The following is a 20,597-nucleotide window of genomic DNA, read 5'->3' on the forward strand; positions in this document are numbered from 1 at the left end:
TCTAGTTTAGTTCATCCACGAAGGGTCTGAAGGATTTTCACGCCATTTAAATAGTTTGTCCATAGCTTCTTCTTCAATGTATCCCGCTTCGTTTGCCGCTTCTACTAGCGTAGAGTAGTCTGTTAGCGAATAAACTTGAAGTTCTTTTTCTTTAAACAGCTGACGCGCTTTTTCCAGCTCATATGTAAAGATAGACACAACTCCCAGCACTTCACACCCCTGCGCTTTTAATGCATCGACTGCGGTAAACACACTTCCGCCAGTTGAAATCAAATCTTCAATCACAACAACTTTTTGACCTTTTGTTACTTTTCCTTCGATTTGATTTCCTTGGCCATGTTCTTTTGCTTTGCTTCGCACATAGCACATTGGAAGCTCTAGCGCTTCACTTACCCATGCTGCATGAGGGATACCAGCTGTAGCGGTACCAGCAATCACTTCTGCATTGGCAAAATACGTTTTAATTAAATGCTGCAGACCTTTTGCAATTTCTTTTCGCACCTTCGGGTAGCTAAGCGTTAGACGGTTGTCACAATAAATAGGCGACTTAATTCCAGAGGCCCACGTAAACGGCTCGTTTGGTTGAAGGCTTACTGCCTCAATATCAATTAATTGTTTTGCAATTTCTTTTCGTAGTTTTGTCATCGCGTAATACGCTCCCCTTTCCACTGCTGTAACATCTCATAATATGCTTTAAGCGGGTCTTTTGCTTTAGTAATAGAACGTCCAACGACAATGGCACTTGAGCCATATTCTCTCGCTAGCTGAGGTGTTGCCACACGGACTTGGTCATCTACTGAATCTGTGCCCATACGAATACCCGGCGTTACGGTCAAAAAGTCTTCTCCTGCTGCTTTTCGAATCGAAGGCACTTCATGAGTAGAACATACAACGCCGTCAAGTCCACTTTTTTTAGCAAGTGCTGCATAATGCGTAACCACTTCTTGCATCGAATGTGTAATGAGCTGCTGCTCTTTTAGCATTTCATCAGATGTACTCGTTAGCTGAGTAACCGCAATACAATCCGGGCGCTTTTTGCCGGCAGCGGTTCCTAAGTCAAGTCCTTCAACGGCTGCTTGCATCATGTTCATTCCGCCCGCTGCGTGAACGTTAACCAAATCCACTTCAAGAGAAGCTAAAGACTTCATGCCTTGCTTTACCGTATTGGGAATATCATGAAGCTTTAAGTCTAAAAAGATTTGGTGGTTTTGCTCTTTTAATGCAGAAATAATGGATAACCCTTCTTTATAAAACAGTTCCATGCCTACTTTCACAAATAATGACTCTTGTTGAAAAGGCATTAAAAACTGCTGTACATCGTTAATTGATGAAAAATCAAGAGCAATGATTAACGGTTGCTTCACGCTTTTTCCAGCTCCTTCCGATACATTCTGAAACATGCTCGTATCCTAATGATGTTAATAGCCTTGGCAGTTCGTCAATGATGGTTGGGCATACATACGGGTCAACAAAGTTTGCTGTACCAACCGCCACTGCACTTGCACCTGCATATAGGAACTCGAGTGCATCTTCAGCAGTCGTCACTCCGCCCATACCGATAATTGGAATGTTCACTTTTTGGCTCACTTCATATACCATTCGAATCGCTACCGGTTTAATTGATGGGCCTGACAGTCCGCCTGTGCCGTTCGCTAAAACCGGCTGAGCTGTTTTCAAATCCAGACGCATCCCGAGAAGCGTATTGATCATCGTTAAGCCATCGGCACCAGCTTCTTCAACAGCCATCGCCATGTCTACAATATTGGATACGTTTGGTGATAGTTTAACATAAACTGGAACATTTGAAACATCTTTTACTGCTTTCGTTAAACGAGCAGCAATGACAGGATCTACGCCAAACGCAATTCCGCCTTCTTTTACGTTAGGACATGAAATATTCAATTCAAGTGCTTTTACATTTGATACGGTTGAAATTTCTTTTGCCACGTGCACATATTCTTCAATTGAAGCACCGGCTACGTTCGCGATAATCGGCACATCATATTGCTGAAGCCAAACGAGCTCTTCATTCATTACTTTTTCTAACCCAGGATTTTGTAATCCGATTGCATTTAACATTCCTGCAGATGTTTCCGCTACGCGAGGAGTTGGATTGCCAAAACGAGTTTCAGCAGTAGTCGCTTTAATCATAATGGCTCCAAGTGCATCAAGTGAATAAAATTGAGCATACTCACGTCCAAATCCAAAACAGCCGGATGCTGGCATAATTGGATTTTTCAAATCTAATCCTGGCAATGTCGTTTTTAGCATGCTCATAGAAGCACCTCCCCTGCTTGAAAGACGGGACCGTCGCTGCAGATTTTTTTATACGCCGTAGAATCTTCACTTTCTCTGCATACACATGCAAAACAAGCGCCGATTCCACAACCCATTCTTTCTTCTAAAGAAATGTAAAGCGGCTTGTTTGTATAATTATTTTCTAGTGCTTTCAACATCGGAGTTGGACCGCATGAAAACATAACATCATATGAAAACTGCTGCTCGTCAATCACCGTTGTGACAAAACCTTTTGTTCCGTAAGAGCCGTCTACCGTTGCAATATATGTTTCTCCTAAAGCTAAAAACTCTCGCTCGTAAAATACGTCTGCTTTTGATTGAAAGCCTAAGACGTGAATAACCTGCACGCCTTTTTCACGAAGTCTTTTTGAAAGCTCATAGAGCGGAGGCACTCCAATGCCTCCCCCTACTAATAAAGCGGTTTGACCTGCCTCTATGGTATCTAATGGAAAACCGTGGCCAAGCGGACCTAACACGTCAATCGACTGTCCGGCTTGTTTTTCGGCAAGCAGCGATGTTCCCGCCCCTTCTGCACGGTAAATCATCGTAAATTGTTCGTGAGTTTGGTCAATTTCTGCAATACTGATTGGTCTGCGAAGCAGTGGCAAATAGTCGTTGTTGACGCGGATATGCACAAACTGCCCCGGCTCATTCATGAAACGAACAAGCTCGCCTTGGAGGGTTAATTCATATACATTGTGTGTTAACGGTCGCTGACTGACGACTTGCATCATTTCATGTTTGATCATACGGTTGTCACCTCTTTAGTTGGACGAACTTTTTTCATTGGTGTTGTATGGAAGCTGATCGTTTCAAGCACTCGTAAAATCGCTTCTGCTGTATCAAGTGATGTTAAGCAAGGTACACCATTTTCAACTGCTTCACGGCGAATTTTAAATCCGTCACGCGCAGGCTGTTTTCCTTTTGTTAGCGTGTTGATGACAAGCTGCGCCTCACCTTTTCGTATCACATCTAAAAGATTGTGATCTTCATGATGAATTTTATTTACTACTTTTACGCGAATGTCTTCTTTTGTAAACGTTGAAGCTGTTCCTTCCGTTGCAATCACCTGGTAGCCAATGTTAGCAAAACGCTTCGCTAGCGCTGTTGCCTCTTCTTTATCTTTATCCGCTACTGTCATAAGTACTGAACCGTACGGCTTAATGGACATACCTGACGCAATTAGTCCTTTATATAATGCTTTTTCGTACGTTGAATCTTGCCCCATTACTTCTCCAGTAGATTTCATTTCAGGTCCAAGCGTAATATCTACGCGACGCAGCTTTGCAAATGAGAAGACCGGCACTTTTACGTAGACACCTTCTTCTTCAGGGTGCATGCCTGATTCATAACCAAGCTCTCGCAAACTTGTTCCTAAAATAACTTTTGTTGCCACATTCGCCATCGGAATACGCGTAATTTTACTTAAGAACGGCACCGTACGGCTTGAACGAGGATTTACTTCAAGAACAAACACTTCTCCTTTTGATAAGACGAACTGAATGTTGAGCAGTCCAATAATGTTTAAGCCTTTTGCAATACGTGTTGTGTAATCAATGATTGTATCTTTTACATCCTGTGACAGAGTTTGCGGTGGATATACAGCAATGGAGTCACCTGAGTGTACACCCGCGCGCTCTACATGTTCCATAATCCCTGGAATAACCACTGTTTCACCGTCTGAAATGGCATCGACTTCAATTTCTTTTCCAGTTAAGTAGCGGTCGATTAACACAGGGTGATCAGCGTGTACTTTTACCGCGTGTTTCATATAGTGAAGCAGTTCTTCTTCTTTATACACAATTTCCATTGCGCGTCCGCCTAGTACATATGAAGGTCGTACAAGCACCGGATAACCAATTTCTTTTGCCACAATCACTGCTTCTTCTACGGATGTAACCGTCTTTCCAAGAGGCTGAGGTACTTCTAAACGCGCTAGCGTCGCTTCGAATTTTTTACGGTCTTCCGCTGCATCTAAGCTTTCAAGCGACGTTCCTAAAATCTTGACCCCTCTTGCTTCTAGCTCGTCTGCTAAGTTGATTGCTGTTTGACCACCGAACTGTACGACCACACCTTCTGGTTTTTCTAAATCGATGATATGCATCACATCTTCAATCGTCAGCGGCTCGAAGTATAATTTATCTGAAATACTGAAGTCAGTTGATACTGTTTCTGGATTGTTATTGACAATAATCGCCTCGTATCCAGCTTCTTTAATCGCCCACACGGAGTGAACTGTTGCATAGTCAAACTCAATTCCTTGCCCGATGCGGATTGGACCTGACCCTAACACTACAACGCTTTTACGATCTGTAACAATCGATTCGTTTTCATCTTCAAATGTACCGTAGAAATATGGTGTTGTAGATTCAAATTCAGCTGCACATGTATCTACTGTTTTGTACACTGGCATCACGCCATTTTGTTTGCGGAAGTCATATACTTCACGCTCTGTTTGATTCCATAGCTTAGCAATCGTACAGTCTGCAAATCCCATTTCTTTTGCTTCCTGTAAAACTTCTACGTTATGAATCTCTTCTTTTAACACATTTTCAAAAGCAATCACTTTTTCAAGTTTTACTAAGAAGAAGAGATCGATTTTGCTCCACTCGTGAATTTGCTGAATCGTTATGCCGCGGCGAATCGCTTCTGCGATGTAGAATAATCGCTCATCACCAGCTTTGCGAATACGTTTTTCAATAATTGCATCATCAAATTCATGCGCATCTTTCAGCTCTAAGTGATGAACGTTTGACTCTAGTGAGCGTACGGCTTTTAAAATTGACTCTTCGAACGTGCGGCCAATTGCCATTACTTCACCTGTTGCTTTCATCTGTGTACCGAGTTTACGGTTAGCTGATTCAAATTTATCAAACGGCCAGCGTGGAATTTTAGATACGATGTAATCTAGTGCCGGTTCGAAACATGCGTATGTCTTCCCAGTTACCGGGTTCATCATTTCATCTAATGTTAAGCCTACCGCAATTTTTGCTGCTAATTTTGCAATTGGATACCCTGTTGCTTTTGATGCTAAAGCCGATGAGCGGCTTACACGAGGGTTTACTTCAATTACGTAATACTGGAAGCTTTCTGGGTCTAGTGCTAGCTGAACGTTACATCCGCCTTCGATTTTAAGCGCTCGGATAATTGTTAGTGAAGCATTTCTAAGCAGCTGATACTCACGGTCGCTTAGCGTTTGGCTTGGTGCTACAACAATTGAATCTCCCGTATGAATACCGACCGGATCAAAGTTTTCCATATTACATACTACGATCGCATTATCGTTTGCATCGCGCATTACTTCATATTCAATTTCTTTAAAGCCTGCAATGCTTTTCTCAAGTAAGCACTGTGTTACAGGACTGTGTTTTAATCCACTTGTTACAATTTCAATCAACTCTTGCTCGTTGTTACAAATTCCGCCTCCCGTACCGCCAAGCGTATAAGCAGGACGCACGATTACCGGATAGTTTACTTGTTCAACAAACGCATAAGCTTCGTCTAACGAATGAATGATTTCACTTGCTGGGACAGGCTGATTTAGTTCATTCATTAGTGAACGGAACTGCTCACGGTCTTCAGCTTGTTCAATCGCCGATAATTTTGTCCCGAGAATTTCTACATTAAATTCTTCTAAAATACCCGTTTCGTGTAATTCTACCGCTAAGTTCAGTCCCGTTTGACCGCCAAGCGTTGGAAGCAGTGCATCAGGGCGTTCTTTACGAATAATTGAGCTTACAAATTCAACCGTTAGAGGTTCAATATATACTTTATCTGCCATTTCTGAGTCTGTCATGATTGTTGCAGGATTGGAGTTCACAAGAATAACTTTGTATCCTTCTTCTTTTAGCGCAATACACGCTTGCGCTCCTGCATAGTCAAACTCTGCCGCCTGTCCGATGACGATTGGTCCTGATCCGATTACGAGAATTGTGTTAATATCTTGACGTTTTGGCATTAGCAATTACCTACTTTCTGATTGTTTTTCATAAGATCCATAAATTCGTTGAACAATCCGTTTGCATCTTCAGGTCCCGGTGATGCTTCAGGGTGATATTGAACCGTAAATGCCGGATATTCTTTATGCTTTACTCCTTCAACTGTTCCATCGTTAAGCGCAACGTGCGTCACTTCTAATGGCGTGTTGACAAGAGATGGCTCACATACTGTATAGCCGTGGTTTTGAGATGTAAGAGCTACTTTATTGGTTTTTAGATCCTTTACAGGATGGTTGGATCCACGATGACCAAATTTCATTTTTTCTGTATCTGCTCCGCATGCTAGCGCAAACAGCTGATGTCCTAAACAAATTCCGAAAAGAGGAACCTTTCCTAAAACCCCTTGAATCATCTCGATTGCTTCAGGTACGTCTTTTGGGTCTCCAGGTCCGTTGCTCAACATGATGCCATCTGGATTTAATTGAAGAATTTCTTGCGCAGTTACGTTATAAGGAACCACAATCACGTCGCATTGACGAGCTGTTAATTCGCGTAAAATTCCGTGTTTCATTCCAAAGTCAACGAGTACCACTTTTTTACCTCTGCCTGGGCTTGGGTAAGGCTTCACTGTTGATACTTTTTTAACTGAGTCAGTCGGAAGTTCATGATTTTGAAGCTGTGATACTACTTCTTCTACATTGACTTCCATGTTGCACACGCGTCCGCGAAGCGCACCGTGCTGACGAATTTTTCTCGTTAATTTTCTTGTGTCGATTCCAGCTAATCCTGGAATATCTTTTTGTTTTAAAAATTCATCTACTGATAGTTCGCTTCTGAAGTTTGAAGGAGCATCACAAATTTCTTTTACAATCAAACCGTGTACAGCTGGTTCAATCGACTCAAAGTCATCGCGGTTAATACCGTAGTTTCCGATTAAAGGATATGTTAATGTCACAATTTGTGCACAGTATGATGGATCAGATAGAATTTCTTGATATCCTGTCATTCCCGTGTTGAAAACAACTTCTCCTGTCATTTCTTTGTCGCTGCCGAATCCTTTTCCGATAAATACTGTTCCATCTTCTAAAATTAGTTGACGTTGCATGCTTTAACATCCTCCCATACTCGTTTACCTTCTACTAATGTCATTACCGGCCAACCTTTGCATACCCAGTTAGCAAACGGCGTATTTTTACCTTTTGATACAAATTCTTCTGGATTAATTGCTTTTTCTGTTTCAAGATCAATGATAGTTAAATCTGCTGGTTTCCCTACTTCGATGGTGCCATAAGGAAGGTTGAACGTGTCAGCAGGCTTGTTTGTTAAATATGATACTAGCTGCTCTAGCGTCATTACTTCTTTTAATACCAAGTTTGTATAAAGAAGCGGGAAAGCTGTTTCAAGTCCCACAATCCCAAACGGCGCAAGCTCCATGCCTGCTGCTTTTTCGTCCGCTGTGTGCGGTGCATGATCAGTGGCGATAAAATCAAGCGTTCCGTCTAATAAAGCTTCAATTAATGCCTGTTGATCATCTTTTCCTCGAAGCGGCGGATTCATTTTAAAGTTTGAATCAAGCCCAGGGATGTCTTCCTCATTTAGCAGTAAATGATGAGGCGTTACTTCTGCGGTTACGCGAATTCCTGCTTTTTTTGCATCCCGAATGGCGCGAATGGATTCTTTTGTACTTACGTGACACACATGGTAGTGACAGTTTGCTGCTTCAGCAAGCAGTACATCTCGTGCAATTTGAACGGCTTCACAGATAGAAGGGATACCGTTTAGTCCATGTTCTTTTGCAAATTTTCCGTCGTGGACGCAGCCTTTGTTGATTAAATCATTATCTTCACAGTGTGCAACGATTGCTTTATTTAATGAAGCGGCTTTTTTCATCGCTTCCAGCATCATTCCTGTTGACTGAACGCCTACTCCATCATCTGTAAAAGCAAATGCGCCCGCTTCTTTTAAGCCTTCAAAGTCCGTTAGTTCTTTTCCTAATTGGCGAGTGGTAATCGATGCGTATGGTAATACGCGAACATGTGCTGTTTCTTCAATACGCTTGTTTACCCACTCCATTTGTTCAACAGTATCCGGAACTGGACGCGTGTTTGGCATTGCAGCAATTGCTGTAAAACCGCCCTTTGCCGCTGCTAGAGTACCCGTTTCAATCGTTTCTTTCTTTTCTCCCCCTGGCTCGCGCAAGTGAACGTGGACATCGATTAAACCCGGTGATAAGAAGTTCCCGCCTGCATCAATGACTTCTTCATTCTCTACATCGATGTGTGAAGCTATTTCAGCAATTACACCATTTTCAATTTTCAGTTCGACTTTTTCAATTTTCCCTTCATTTAACCATGTAGCATTTTTGATAATTGTTGTCATTATTAAGTCCCCTTTCAATTGGTTGTAGCGCTCTTGCTAATACTGCCATGCGAATGTACACGCCATTTTGCATTTGTTTAAAAATTCTTGATCGTTCACATTCAACGAGCTCATCTGCAATTTCGACTCCTCTGTTTACAGGAGCTGGATGAAGGATAATGCTATGTGATTTCATTTTCCGCTCTCGTTCAACGGTTAATCCGAAGCGGCTGTGGTAGTTCTGTGCAAGCTCTGAAGTGTTCTCTTCGTGCCTTTCAAATTGAATACGCAGCAGCATCACAACATCGACCGTTTCGATTGCTTCATCGATATCAAGATATGTACCGTGTCTGTTCTCTTCATCTTTCCATTCTTCAGGTCCCGCAAAATATACGGTCGCCCCTAGTTTTGTCAGCATTTCAGCATTCGATCTCGCTACGCGGCTATGTCGCAAATCTCCGACTATTGCGACTTTTAATCCTTTAAACGAGCCGAACTCTTGGCGAATCGTCAGTAGATCAAGCAGACACTGAGTTGGATGCTGACCGCATCCGTCTCCTGCATTAATGATGGGAATCGATACTTTTTCCTGCAGTGCTTCATAATAACGATCTTGCGGGTGGCGAATAACAACTGACTGAACGCCGATTGAAGCTAATGTTTCAATCGTGTCATAAAGCGTTTCTCCTTTTTGGACGCTTGAAGTTGTTACTTCAAACGGAATTGTTGTTAATCCTAGCTGCTGTTCTGCCATTTCAAAGCTGCATCGAGTACGCGTGCTCGCTTCAAAAAATAAGTTGGCAACAAACATTTTCTCTTCCGGTTTCCATCCTTGTTTATTCGTTCGATAGTTTTCAGCGCTGTCTAAAATCTCTAGAATTTCATTTGTTTCTAGTGTTGAGACTGTCACTAAATGTTTCATATCGATTCCCTCCATTTTTGCTTTCCTCGCATTTCTTTATAAAAAACACCCTTTCTAACTTAGAAAGGGTGTAAGAAAACAAGCTTCGTCTATAACGCGCTTTTCACACACCCTTAGAAACCTCTCTGGATTTCAATTAAAAGGCGTTCTATGAAATTTTTCGTACTGACGTTTGTTGAACGTTTTCTGCTTCTTTTATCTTCTCTTTCGGCAGAACTAGATTCAGCAGAACTCCCATGATAGCAGACAGTGCCATGCTATCAATCTTTACATGTTCTGAGATATCTAAGTGTGCTCCTCCGATTCCTAACACTAAGATAATCGAAGCAATCATTAAGTTTCGTTTTGATCCAAGGTCTACCTTTGCATCCACCATCATGCGCAAGCCTGATGAAGCAATGATTCCGAATAAGAGAATTGAAATCCCGCCCATGACCGGCGTTGGTATACTTGAAATAAGAGCGTTGATTTTGCCGACAAACCCGAACAAAATCGCGAAGACTGCTGCTCCTGCTATCACAAATACGCTAAGCACCTTTGTGATGGCTAACACTCCGATGTTCTCACCGTATGTTGTATTTGGCGGTCCGCCGATCAGCGCAGCAAGCATAGTTGCTACTCCGTCTCCTAAAATCGATCTGTGCAGCCCTGGCTTTTCAATATAGTTTCGATCCACAATCTTATTTAAGACGAGAATGTGTCCGATATGTTCTGAGAGTGTTACGACTGCTACAGGTACCATGATAAGCACAATCCCTAATGAAATGGACGGCGTGTATGTGACGAACGGCACGTAGAAGTGAGGTACTTCAATCCACTCTGCTTTCACTACCTTTGAAAAGTCTACCAATCCTTGGGTATAAGCGAAGATGTATCCGCCGATAATTCCCATCAGTACCGGAATCAGACTGATAATATTTTTAAAGAAGATTGAGCAAGCAACGGTTATCGCTAGTGTCACAAGCGCAACCATCAGGTAAGTTAAGCTGTAATTTCCTTTTGCATCGTTCATAGCCATGCCTACTGCTGTATTAGCTAGTCCTAAGCCTATAACCATAATAACTGGTCCTACTACAACCGGAGGAAGCAGCTTCATAATCCAATTAATTCCTGTTCCTTTTATAATCAAAGCAACAATTCCATAAACAAGTCCGGCTAAGAAACAGCCAACCATCGTTTCTTCAGGTCCAAACGAAGCTTTTGCGAAAATGATTGGCGTGATGAACGCGAACGATGAACCAAGATAAGAAGGAATTTGACCTCTTGTAATGAGCAGGAAAGCAAGCGTTCCTACCCCGCTTGAAATCAAAGCAATTGCCGGGCTGAACCCGACTAGGAACGGCACTAACACCGTCGACCCAAACATTGCAAACAAATGCTGTAGACTCAATGTTAACCAATTTACTGCTTTTGGTTTATCATGTATATCAAGTACAAAATCTCGTTGTTGACTCATATGTTTTTCCTCCTATCACTATTAAAAAACCTCTTTACGCAGAGGCAAAGAGGTTTTCAGCATACAAGGAAGACGCTATACCGCAGTATAGTTTTCCTTGTATAGTGACCCCCCTTTTGCAGCCTCACGGGACTACCATTTAAAAGGGTATATAATTTATTTTTCGTAAATAGACACGTGGTCTTTTTCGTCTACTTCCATTAAATGCACCGCAATTTTTTCACTTTTAGCTGTCGGTACGTTTTTGCCAACATAGTCTGCTCGAATCGGCAGCTCGCGGTGCCCTCTATCCACTAAAACAGCCAGCTGAATGAGTTCAGGTCGGCCGATATCAATCAGTGCATCAAGTGCTGCTCGAACCGTACGGCCCGTATATAACACATCGTCTACTAAGATGACGTTCTTATTTGCAATATCTGTCGGAATATCTGATCCTTTTACGAGAGGCTCATCATTGCTTGTCACTTTCGATAAATCATCTCGGTAAAGCGTGATGTCTAGTTCTCCGACTGGCAATGTATTTCCTTCAATTTGTGCAATTCGTTCTGCTAAACGTTTTGCGATATAAATACCTCGCGTTTTAATCCCCACTAGCACACAATTTTCGATTCCTTTATTCTTTTCAATAATCTCATGTGCAATTCGAGTTAAAGCGCGGCGAATAGCCTGTTCGTCAAGTACGGTAGCTTTTACGTTCACTGTTTTTCACCTCAAGTTGTTGACATAAAAAAATCCTCTTGCCTTGAGGCAAGAGGATTTGGTTTTAGACATATTTCTTCAAAAAGGCTATAAGTATGCCTTTTCTGCACCGTTTCCTTCTCAGCCTCTCTGGACTGTTCTTAAAGGTTCTTATTAAGTTAATACAAGTATGCCATCACTTATGGCAGTTGTCAACTTCTTTTTTCAATAAGCTCTAGCATCTCATTAAACTCTTTTGGAGCCGGTGCTTCAAATTCCATATATTCATTTGTACGAGGGTGAATAAAGCCTAATACGCCTGCATGAAGCGCTTGTCCGTCAATCGGAAGCGTTTTTTTCGGTCCGTACTTCGGATCCCCGGCAAGCGGAAAGCCAATATACTTCATATGAACGCGAATTTGGTGTGTTCGCCCCGTTTCTAGCTTACATTCGACCAGTGAAAAATCTTTAAAACGCTGCAATACAGTAAAGTGCGTCACTGCATCACGACTGTTTTCATCAGTCACCGTCATGCTTTGACGATCTTGCTTATCTCGGCCGATTGGCGCATCAATTGTACCGTGATCGTGCGCAATTACTCCGTGAACGATAGCTTTATAACGACGCGTCACTGTTTTAGCTACAAGCTGACTAACTAATGATTCATGGGCTAAATCATTTTTTGCAACCATAAGTAAACCGGATGTATCTTTATCAATTCGATGAACGATACCAGGGCGCATAACGCCGTTAATACCGGATAAATCTTTACAGTGAGCCATTAGGCCGTTTACAAGCGTGCCGCTATGATGACCAGGAGCTGGATGTACAACCATGCCGCGAGGTTTATTTACAACAAGCACATCTTGATCTTCATAATAAATATCTAAATCCATTTCTTCCGCTACCACATCAAGCTCTTCTAGTTCCGGCACTTCAATAATAATAGCGTCTCCTGTTTTACATTTATAGTTTCCTTTGACGGTTTTATCGTTCACTTTTGCGTGACCTTCTTTAATCCACTGCTGCACTTGTGAACGTGACCATTCTGCATTTACAGTCGAAAGTACTTTATCAATACGTTCTCCTGCTTGTTCTTCATTTATAACTGTTTCAATTACATTCATTCTTTGTGCTCCTTCTTCATTTTCCCTTCAAACAGCGTCATAATAAACATGATGATTACTCCGACGACAAGTGCCGAATCAGCTACGTTAAAAATCGGAAAATCATACGTAAAGATGTATGTATTTACGAAATCAACTACTTCTTTACGGACCACTCGATCAATAAAGTTTCCAATGGCGCCGCCTAACATTAATGCTAGCGCAATACCGAACCATTTATCTTGTTTTTTGAGCTTTTGAATATAAATTATTAAACCGACTACCACAACCACCGTAATGAGATAAAAGAACCACATCTGTCCTTGTAAAATCCCCCACGCGGCTCCTCTGTTACGATGAGAGGTAATGTAAAGAAAGTTTTCAATTACGGTGATGCTTTGTCCATAATACATTTCTTTTACAATCATCCATTTTGTTACCTGATCAATAAGTATAACAGCTAAAGCGATAAGATAATAAAACACAAACGTTTTCCTCCCGCAATAAAATCAAACGAATCCATACTAAAGCATTTTAGCACATAATTCATTTTTTTTCTCGCTTCTCACCATAAAACAAATAAATCTTCGTTTGTGCGGGCCGTCGGCATTACTTTTAATTTATGAATAGACATCACTTCGCCAGTTAGTTCATCAATTCCGAACGCACCAACGTCAAGCTTTGCTAACGCGTGTTCTACATCTTTTAAATCTGCTTTAATCATTTCTATTACATAACGTTCCTTTTCATCTATATAACCAGATTGTTCTGTAGCATATCTCACTAGGCGATCTTGTAATTCTTCTTTAATAAGAGCTAATTCCTGTCCAATGGAAAGATAATTTTCATACATGCAAACGCCTCCTGTGCTGATAAGATGAAGTATTAATGATGTTAGGTTTACCGAGTTTTCCATCGAATCTACAACACAAGTTTTTCCTAAGGCTTTAAATGCTTTATACCATTGTATTTGGGAATTTCGTACAGCAAAAAACACGCCCAAAAAGGACGTGTTTTTGTTAATTACTGCTGAACGTAGTGATTTTTTACAACATCCGCACAGCGTGTACATAAGGTCGGGTGATCTTGATCTTCGCCAACTGTTGGTGATACAACCCAGCAGCGCTCACACTTCTCACCTTCTGCTTTACTTACAACAATTGAAGCATAGCTGAATTTTTGTGCTTCAGCAGGTGCTTCACCTTCCGCTACCTCAAGATCTGAAACGATGAAGAGTTGACCTACATTTTCAGAAATAGATGCTAACAGTTCTTTCGTATCTGCTGTTGGATACAGCGTTAATTTTGCTTCTAAAGACTTACCGATTACTTTTTCATTACGAGCTTGTTCTAGCGCTTTTAATACTTCATCACGAAGCTCCATGAATGCATCCCATTTTTCTACTAATTGATCTGCTCCTTCGATTTCTTGAACCTCTGGCATATCAACTAGCTGCACGCTTTCTTCCGTTACATTTGGAATGTGAACCCATACTTCGTCTGCTGTATGAGAAAGAATTGGAGACACTAATTTCGTTAACGATAATAACGTTTCATAAAGGACCGTTTGAATGCTGCGACGCTCTACATTATTTTCTGCTTCGATGTACAATACATCTTTTGCAAAGTCTAAGTAGAATGAACTCATATCAATTGTACAGAAATTATGCACTGCGTGATAAATGCTTGAGAATTCATATGAATCATAAGATTTTTTCACTTTATCAATTAATTTGTTCAGCTTCACAAGCATGTAGCGGTCTACTTCACGAAGGTCTTCAACGGCTACAGCATCAGTTGTTGGATTAAAGTCCGCTAAGTTTCCTAGTAAGAAACGGAACGTGTTGCGGATTTTACGATATACTTCTGCTACTTGTTTTAAAATGTTATCAGATACACGAACATCAGCTTGGTAATCTACAGAAGCTACCCATAAACGTAAAATATCTGCACCTAGTTGTTTCATTACTTTTTCTGGAATTACAACGTTTCCTAATGACTTACTCATTTTGCGACCTTCACCGTCTAAAGCAAACCCGTGGCTAAGTACCCCTTTATAAGGTGCTTCACCCGTTACAGCTACACTTGTAGAAAGACTTGAATTAAACCAGCCGCGATATTGGTCAGAACCTTCTAAATACAAATCAGCCGGACGCTGTAAGTCTTCACGCTCTTCAAGAACAGCTTGATGTGAAGAGCCAGAGTCAAACCATACGTCCATGATGTCTGTTTCTTTTGTGAAGCGGCCATTTGGGCTTCCTTCATGAGTAAAGCCTTCTGGAAGCAAGTCTTTTGCTTCACGCTCAAACCATACGTTTGATCCATGCTCTCTAAATAGATTTGATACGTGTTCGATTGTTTCATCCGTAATGATTGGCTCATCATTTTCAGCATAAAATACCGGAATCGGAACGCCCCATGCACGTTGACGAGAAATACACCAGTCTCCGCGGTCACGCACCATGTTATAAAGTCGCGTTTCACCCCAAGTAGGCACCCATTTTGTTTTTTCTACTGCTTTTAATAAATCTTCACGGAAATCTTTAATAGACGCAAACCACTGTGCCGTTGCACGGAAAATTGTTGGTTTCTTTGTACGCCAGTCATGTGGGTATGAGTGGGTAATGAAACTTAATTTTAACAGCGCGCCTTCTTCTTCTAGTTTGTCTGTAATCGGCTTATTCGCTTTATCATAGAATAATCCTTCAAATCCTGGCGCCTCATTCGTCATATGACCCTTACTGTCGACTGGACAAAGAACTTCCAAACCGTATTTTTGACCAACGATAAAGTCGTCTTCCCCGTGTCCCGGTGCTGTATGAACACACCCAGTACCAGCATCGGTTGTTACGTGATCGCCAAGAACAACTAAAGAATCGCGCTTGTAGATTGGATGCTCAGCTACTACACGCTCAAGTTCTGAACCTTTTACCGTACGAAGCGTCTTATAGTCAGCCCATTCAATTTCTTTAGCAACTGTTTCAATCAGTTCAGTTGCCACTACATATTTCGCTCCATCTGCTTCAACTACGCTGTACTGAAGCTCAGGATTGACAGCAATCCCTTGGTTAGCTGGCATTGTCCATGGTGTTGTCGTCCAAATGATGAATTTTTCATCTTGTTCAAGCACACCTTTACCATCTTTTACGTTAAACGCTACGTAAATAGAAGCTGAACGCTTGTCATAGTATTCGATTTCCGCCTCTGCTAAAGCAGACTCACTTGAAGGGGACCAGTACACAGGTTTTAACCCTTTGTAGATGTAGCCTTTTTTCGCCATGTCACCAAACACTTTGATTTGCTGCGCTTCGTACTGTGGCTGAAGCGTTACATATGGATTATCCCAATCTCCGCGTACGCCTAAACGCTTGAACTGCTCACGCTGGCCGTTTACTTGTTCCCAAGCATACTGTTCACAAAGCTTACGGAACTCAGCTACCGTCATTTCTTTGCGGTTTACTTTTTTATTTTTTGTTAAAGCTGTTTCAATTGGCAAACCGTGTGTATCCCAGCCTGGTACATAAGGTGCGCAGAAGCCTGACATCGACTTATAGCGAACGATAAAATCTTTTAAAATTTTATTTAATGCATGTCCCATGTGAATATCGCCATTCGCATATGGAGGTCCATCATGCAGGACAAATAGCGGACGGCCTTCCGTACGTTTTTGTACTTTTTCATAAATATTCATTTCAGCCCACTGTTCTTGCATTTTAGGCTCGCGGTTCGGTAAATTTCCACGCATCGGAAATTCAGTTTTTGGCATCAATAATGTATCTTTATATTCCATGTTTTACCCTCCAAAAAAAACGTAAATTTCATATCTTTTTGTACCATAACAAAAAGACCTCCTCATCCCAAAAAGGGACGAGAAGGCCTCCCGCGGTACCACCCTAGTAGATTTGCTGCACGCAAATCCTCTTTGCATTCGTAACGTGAATAAACCGCCACTGCTTACTATCATCAGTTCAGCAATGGTACTCTAGGGTGATTTTCACTTTTTTGTTTGTTATCGAGCTCACACCATCCTCGATTCGCTTTGACAAACTAAAAAAGCTACTGTCCCTGTCTCCGTACTGTTAGATATGAAATTTCATCTGTTACCAAATTATATGACAACAAAACGTGAGAAGTCAAGATGATGTCTTGACTAGTCAATTTTTTCTTCTAGCGCTGGCATCTCATAATCCATCAACTGATCCCAGTCGTCGCTGTTTAACATTTCAAGCTGTGCTTCGATTAACATTTTGAAACGTGTTCTAAATACTTTAGACTGCTTTTTCGTCTCCTCAATGTCCATCGCAATTTTACGAGACTTAGACAGTGCTTCATTAATAATACGGTCCGCATTTTTTTCTGCTTCTTTTATAATGAGCTTCGCTTCTTTTTCAGCGTTTCGCTTCACATCTTCCGCTGCTTCTTGAGCAATTAAAATTGATTTATTTAACGTTTCTTCGATGTTAGTAAAATGTCCAAGACGATCTGTTAATTCAGATACTCTTCCTTCTAACTCCTTTTTATCACGCATTACCAGCTCATAGTCTTTAATTACTTGGTCAAGAAACTCATTTACTTCATCTTCATCATATCCGCGAAATCCGCGATTAAACTCTTTGTTATGAATATCCAAAGGGGTTAAAGGCATCTAGGCCACCTCCGTGTTGTCTCATTACGTCATTAGTAATGGTTTATTCGACATAATTTTAAAATTTCCTGCTAGTAGATTTCTTTATTTCTGCTTTCCTACAACAATTCGCCATTTTTCTTTTTTTGTTTTACCTTCAAGTGAAACGATACGACTTCTGCCGTGACCACGAAGTGACAAAATATCACCTTCATGACATTCAAAAGAAGGCTGTTCAATGACTTTAAAATTTACTTTTACCGCTCCATTTGCAATAAACGGCTGGACTTTTTGTCTTGATAAATTGTGAATGGTCGACAGCAAAACATCAAGCCTCATTGAAGAAACTGTATAAACGTGTTCAATCAGCTCTTCTTTTACCACATGCAGCTGCTCCCTTTGAATAGAAGAAAGTGAAACTTTGGCTTTTCCAATTGATGTTAAATTCATCTCAATATAAGAAGAAATTTCCTCTGCAGCTACAAGCTGAATATCGTCTCCCGCGACCAAAATATCGCCAAATTTTGAACGGCGCAGTCCTAAGGACATCGCCGAACCAAGAACTTGAGGATGTTCAATCGTCACAAACTTTTTAGGATAATTGAGCTCATACATATGCAACTGAAAATCTTCGCTTTCAGGTACATAGTAATCCGGGTATAGCAGCGCACGCTTGCGTTCAGCAAACGGTTGTCCACCATCAAATGAAACTTGAACCTCTCCTTCAGTCCCGACAATAGCCGTCACAATCTGCTGCTCTCTTGGATCTAAAAAGTCCGTTAATTTTGGGCTGTATTGATGTAGGACATCTTCTTTCCACTGAAGAACCTGGTCAATAAATCCATGTTCTTCTTGCCTAAAATGTTCATAAATAGACATATTATTACTCCTACTATTGGTATGTAAAAAAGGAATCCAGCGATTCCTTTTTTAAATAAACCCCACCACATTATTAAGTGAATACACGCCTCTTTCCGCAAATCGCAATAAAAAGATTGCGACAAGAGGTGAAATATCAATCATGCCAATAGGCGGAATGATTTTACGAAAAGGCTCTAAGTAAGGCTCACAAATACTGCCAAGCAGCTGACCAAACTTAGACGCCCTTACATCGGGTACCCAAGACATCAAAATGTAAATAATCAGTGCCCATGAGTAAAGCCCAATTAATTTTCCAAGAATCCCAAAAACGATGTCCAAAAACTACCACCTCTTTACGTTTGTTGTATCATGTTCTCCCATCATATCTGAAATGCTTCCGCTTACGTCTACATTATCAGGTGTACATAAAAAGATGTCGGTTCCAATTTTTTGAATGTCCCCGCCTAAAGCATAAACTGTACCACTTAAAAAGTCGACAATTCTCACTGCTTGATCTCGTTGAATGCGCTGTAAATTCACAACTACGACTTTACGATTTTTTAAATGATCCGTAATTTCTTGTGCTTCGGCATAGACGCGAGGTTCGCAAAGCATCATTTTTGATGATTTTTGAACGCTTTGCAAGCTAATCACGTTTTGCTGCTGATTCGGCTGCTGACTAGCTTTCGCTGGTCTCGACTGCTGTACAGGCTCTTCTACCGACTCTTCTTCTTCGTAATGTTCTTCTACATATTCAGTATCGTCATCAAGAGCAAAAAAACTTCTAAAGCGATTTTTCATACTCATCTTGAATTACACCTCCTTAACGTTCATTCCCAACTAACGTGGTTCCTAGTCGAATGAATGTTGCTCCTTCTTCAATTGCAATTGCATAATCGTTTGACATTCCCATTGATAGCTCTGTACACGGTGCATATGGCAAGTTTAGTTCTTGTATGCGATTCTGCAATTTCTTTAGACCTTTAAAACAGCTGCGAAGCGTAGACTCATCATCTGTGTGAGGGGCCATTGTCATCAATCCGACCACTTGGATATTTGCAAATGCTTCAAGAGATTGAATAAATGGAATTACATCTTCTACAGCAAGGCCATGCTTTGATTGTTCTTCGGCAACATTAACTTGTACAAAACATTTTATACGATGTTCTGCACGTTTATCAATTTCTTTTGCTAAAGATAATCGGTCTAGTGAATGAATATAGTCAACTTTATCAATCACATTTTTTACTTTTCTTGTTTGTAAGCTTCCGATAAAATGCCAGGTCGCTTTCTCACCGATTGATTCATACTTTTCTAGAAGACCTTCATCCCTGTTTTCTCCGAGATGTAAAATGCCTGCATCCACTGCTTCTGCTGCTCGTTTTGTGGAAACGTATTTTGTTACAGCAATCAGCTCTACATCTTCTCGATTTCGATTAACTTTTTTACACGCTTCAGCAATTGTTTGTTGAACTGCTTCTAGATTTTCACTTACGCTAGCTGTCACTATGTAATTACTCCTCCTTAAAGCCTATGAAGTTAAACATGCGTCCTGTTTTCCCTTGGTCGCGGCGATGTGAGAAGAACAGGTCATCTTCACAGCTTGTACAATACGACGATGTTAAAATTCGTTCCGGCAATACGCCTGCGTTTTGAATCAGCAGCTTATTGACTTTTTTTAAATTAAGCGCGTATTGTCCAGGGCTTACTTCTTGATATCCATTTTGGCCAACTACTTCGTTTACTTGTGTAATGACGCGGTTATCGACAACATAACAGCAATCTTCAATCGAAGGGCCAATCGCCACGTAAATATCTTCAACCGGAACATTTTCTTGCTCTACCCAACGTCGAATCATATTTCCTGCAATATCTTTCACTGTTCCCTTCCACCCAGCATGAGCAAGACCAACTAAATGGTGATCAGGCGCATAGAAGTACAGCGGAACACAATCTGCATAACATAAAGCTAACAAAATATCAGATTCATTTGTATAAATGCCATCCGTTGCTTTTATGCCCTCTTCATACTTGTAGATTCCTTTTGCACAGTCGGCTTTTGTTACTTTTTGAACAGTTGCTTCATGTACTTGTTCAGCACATACAAAGCTTTCAAAAGACATGTCTAGTTCGGCTGCTAAAATTTTTCTATTTGTAATAACATCTTCTACGTTATCGTTTACGTGAAGCCCTAGGTTAAAAGAAGCAAATGGAGGTTTACTCACACCACCATTTTTTGTGGTGAAACCAGCAACAAGCATATCATTCTTTTCTACCCAAGGGCTCAGCCACATAAACGACTCGTGATGACTTTTTTTTAATGGCTCAGGATTCATGTATGTGACACATCCCTTGTT

20 protein-coding genes and 1 other annotated feature are annotated in these 20,597 nt (G+C 41.0%); all 20 genes read right to left on the reverse strand.

The window, feature by feature from the left end; all coding sequences use genetic code 11:
* Window positions 1-6: 6 nt before the first annotated feature.
* Window positions 7-645 carry an orotate phosphoribosyltransferase gene (gene pyrE / locus MKY06_RS21680; RefSeq protein WP_013058931.1) on the reverse strand — a complete coding sequence of 213 codons (639 nt, stop codon included), beginning with the start codon at window positions 643-645 and terminating at the stop codon, window positions 7-9.
* Complete coding sequence (gene pyrF, locus MKY06_RS21685) at window positions 642-1,364, reverse strand: orotidine-5'-phosphate decarboxylase (protein ID WP_013058932.1); 723 nt, start codon at window positions 1,362-1,364, stop codon at window positions 642-644. Before pyrF ends, pyrE begins: the two co-directional genes overlap by 4 nt.
* Complete coding sequence (locus MKY06_RS21690; protein WP_013058933.1) at window positions 1,336-2,277, reverse strand: dihydroorotate dehydrogenase; 942 nt, start codon at window positions 2,275-2,277, stop codon at window positions 1,336-1,338. The genes pyrF and MKY06_RS21690 overlap by 29 nt, the downstream gene beginning before the upstream one ends.
* Window positions 2,274-3,047, reverse strand: coding sequence for a dihydroorotate dehydrogenase electron transfer subunit (locus tag MKY06_RS21695; RefSeq protein ID WP_013058934.1), 774 nt, complete (start codon window positions 3,045-3,047; stop codon window positions 2,274-2,276). The genes MKY06_RS21690 and MKY06_RS21695 overlap by 4 nt, the downstream gene beginning before the upstream one ends.
* Window positions 3,044-6,256: a carbamoyl-phosphate synthase large subunit gene (carB, locus tag MKY06_RS21700; protein WP_013058935.1), complete on the reverse strand. Its 3,213-nt coding sequence runs from the start codon at window positions 6,254-6,256 to the stop codon at window positions 3,044-3,046. The genes MKY06_RS21695 and carB overlap by 4 nt, the downstream gene beginning before the upstream one ends.
* Entirely contained in the window at window positions 6,256-7,341 is a 1,086-nt protein-coding gene (locus MKY06_RS21705; protein WP_013058936.1) for a carbamoyl phosphate synthase small subunit, read from the reverse strand. Before MKY06_RS21705 ends, carB begins: the two co-directional genes overlap by 1 nt.
* Window positions 7,326-8,615 carry a dihydroorotase gene (locus tag MKY06_RS21710; protein ID WP_013058937.1) on the reverse strand — a complete coding sequence of 430 codons (1,290 nt, stop codon included), beginning with the start codon at window positions 8,613-8,615 and terminating at the stop codon, window positions 7,326-7,328. The genes MKY06_RS21705 and MKY06_RS21710 overlap by 16 nt, the downstream gene beginning before the upstream one ends.
* Complete coding sequence (locus MKY06_RS21715; protein ID WP_013058938.1) at window positions 8,578-9,516, reverse strand: aspartate carbamoyltransferase catalytic subunit; 939 nt, start codon at window positions 9,514-9,516, stop codon at window positions 8,578-8,580. The genes MKY06_RS21710 and MKY06_RS21715 overlap by 38 nt, the downstream gene beginning before the upstream one ends.
* A gap of 148 nt (window positions 9,517-9,664) precedes the next feature.
* Window positions 9,665-10,972, reverse strand: a complete 1,308-nt coding sequence (locus MKY06_RS21720; RefSeq protein WP_013058939.1) for a uracil-xanthine permease family protein — start codon at window positions 10,970-10,972, stop codon at window positions 9,665-9,667.
* A 156-nt stretch (window positions 10,973-11,128) separates the two neighbouring features.
* Window positions 11,129-11,671, reverse strand: coding sequence for a bifunctional pyr operon transcriptional regulator/uracil phosphoribosyltransferase PyrR (gene pyrR, locus MKY06_RS21725; protein ID WP_013058940.1), 543 nt, complete (start codon window positions 11,669-11,671; stop codon window positions 11,129-11,131).
* Window positions 11,672-11,862: 191 nt separating this feature from the next.
* A complete protein-coding gene (locus MKY06_RS21730; RefSeq protein WP_013058941.1) occupies window positions 11,863-12,777 on the reverse strand; it encodes an RluA family pseudouridine synthase in 915 nt (304 codons plus the stop codon).
* Window positions 12,774-13,241 carry a signal peptidase II gene (gene lspA, locus MKY06_RS21735; RefSeq protein WP_013084844.1) on the reverse strand — a complete coding sequence of 156 codons (468 nt, stop codon included), beginning with the start codon at window positions 13,239-13,241 and terminating at the stop codon, window positions 12,774-12,776. The genes MKY06_RS21730 and lspA overlap by 4 nt, the downstream gene beginning before the upstream one ends.
* Before the next feature lie 80 nt (window positions 13,242-13,321).
* Complete coding sequence (locus MKY06_RS21740) at window positions 13,322-13,609, reverse strand: conjugal transfer protein TraR (protein ID WP_013058943.1); 288 nt, start codon at window positions 13,607-13,609, stop codon at window positions 13,322-13,324.
* Between the two features lie 170 nt (window positions 13,610-13,779).
* Window positions 13,780-16,545, reverse strand: a complete 2,766-nt coding sequence (gene ileS / locus MKY06_RS21745; RefSeq protein WP_013058944.1) for an isoleucine--tRNA ligase — start codon at window positions 16,543-16,545, stop codon at window positions 13,780-13,782.
* 70 nt (window positions 16,546-16,615) lie between these two features.
* Window positions 16,616-16,836, reverse strand: a binding site (T-box leader).
* A gap of 69 nt (window positions 16,837-16,905) precedes the next feature.
* Entirely contained in the window at window positions 16,906-17,400 is a 495-nt protein-coding gene (locus MKY06_RS21750) for a DivIVA domain-containing protein (protein WP_013058945.1), read from the reverse strand.
* Window positions 17,401-17,484: 84 nt separating this feature from the next.
* Entirely contained in the window at window positions 17,485-18,258 is a 774-nt protein-coding gene (locus MKY06_RS21755) for a YlmH family RNA-binding protein (RefSeq protein WP_013058946.1), read from the reverse strand.
* Between the two features lie 51 nt (window positions 18,259-18,309).
* Window positions 18,310-18,579, reverse strand: coding sequence for a YggT family protein (locus tag MKY06_RS21760; RefSeq protein WP_013058947.1), 270 nt, complete (start codon window positions 18,577-18,579; stop codon window positions 18,310-18,312).
* Between the two features lie 3 nt (window positions 18,580-18,582).
* Window positions 18,583-19,047 (reverse strand): cell division protein SepF, encoded by a 465-nt coding sequence (locus MKY06_RS21765; protein ID WP_013058948.1) that lies wholly within the window; start codon window positions 19,045-19,047, stop codon window positions 18,583-18,585.
* Window positions 19,048-19,063: 16 nt separating this feature from the next.
* Window positions 19,064-19,747, reverse strand: coding sequence for a YggS family pyridoxal phosphate-dependent enzyme (locus MKY06_RS21770; protein ID WP_053487709.1), 684 nt, complete (start codon window positions 19,745-19,747; stop codon window positions 19,064-19,066).
* Between the two features lie 7 nt (window positions 19,748-19,754).
* Window positions 19,755-20,576, reverse strand: a complete 822-nt coding sequence (gene pgeF, locus MKY06_RS21775; protein ID WP_029320498.1) for a peptidoglycan editing factor PgeF — start codon at window positions 20,574-20,576, stop codon at window positions 19,755-19,757.
* Window positions 20,577-20,597 lie beyond the last annotated feature (21 nt).

The organism is Priestia sp. FSL P4-0332 (assembly GCF_038005845.1).
Classification (GTDB): Bacteria; Bacillota; Bacilli; order Bacillales; family Bacillaceae_H; genus Priestia.